Genomic DNA, 896 nt, shown 5'->3' with positions numbered 1-896 from the left:
GCCAGGAAGGCCTGGTCAACCGTTTCGGTACGGGTACGCAGAACGTTCAGTGACTGCAGGAAGTGCTCAGTGGTCTTCTTGGTCAGAGCATCACCGCTTTCACGCAGCTCTGTGATGATCTCTTTTGCTGCCACGGCACCGGCTTCGAGGATCTCATCCGGGAACTGATGCACACGCACGCCATGCTGCTCAACCAGGGTTTTCAGTGCAATCGGGTCGTTGGCATAGAAGTCGGACGCCACCTGATCGTACTCCGCCTGGCAGGCAAACTCGACGATCTGCTGCAGGTCATTCGGCAGTTCGGCAAACTTGGACTTGTTCACCACCAGCTCAGTCGCCAGACCCGGCTCGATGAAGCTCGGGAAGTAGTAGTCCTTGCAGATCTGATGGAAGCCCAGCGCCAGATCGTTATAAGGGCCAACGAACTCAGCCGCATCCAGAGCACCGGACTGCAGCGCCTGATAGATCTCACCACCAGCCATGTTGACCACCGTGGCCCCCATCTTCTGCCATACCTGACCACCCAGGCCCGGGGTACGAAAGTTGATACCGCGGATATCGGCAAGGCCCGTCAGCTCCTTACGGAACCAGCCACCCGCCTGAGTACCGGTATCACCGGACAGGAAACCTTTAACGCCGAACTGATCGTAGACTTCGTCCCAGATCTCCTGACCGCCCATGTAACGAATCCAGGCCGCCAGCTCACGTGAGGTCATGCCGTAAGGCACCCCGGTGAAGAAGTTGGTGGCACGGCTCTTGTTCTGCCAGTAGTAGGCAGCACCATGACTCATCTCGGCAGAGCCTTCGATAACGGCATCAAACACACCCAGTGCCGGTACCAGTTCGCCTGCAGAGTAAACCTGTACGGTCAGACGGCCATCCGACATGGCGGTGAT

Annotated in this window: 1 protein-coding gene; it reads right to left on the bottom strand. The window is 57.9% G+C overall.

Features of this window, described 5'->3' with window-relative positions; all coding sequences use genetic code 11:
* Positions 1-896 (bottom strand): TRAP transporter substrate-binding protein (locus tag F7R27_RS18590; protein ID WP_151705763.1); only part of this gene is annotated, 896 nt, incomplete at both ends.

It is taken from the genome of Nitrincola alkalilacustris (assembly GCF_008973755.1).
GTDB lineage: Bacteria > Pseudomonadota > Gammaproteobacteria > Pseudomonadales > Balneatricaceae > Nitrincola > Nitrincola alkalilacustris.
The sequence above is the reverse complement of the archived record's forward strand: the minus strand, read 5'-3'. Positions and strand labels throughout refer to the sequence as shown.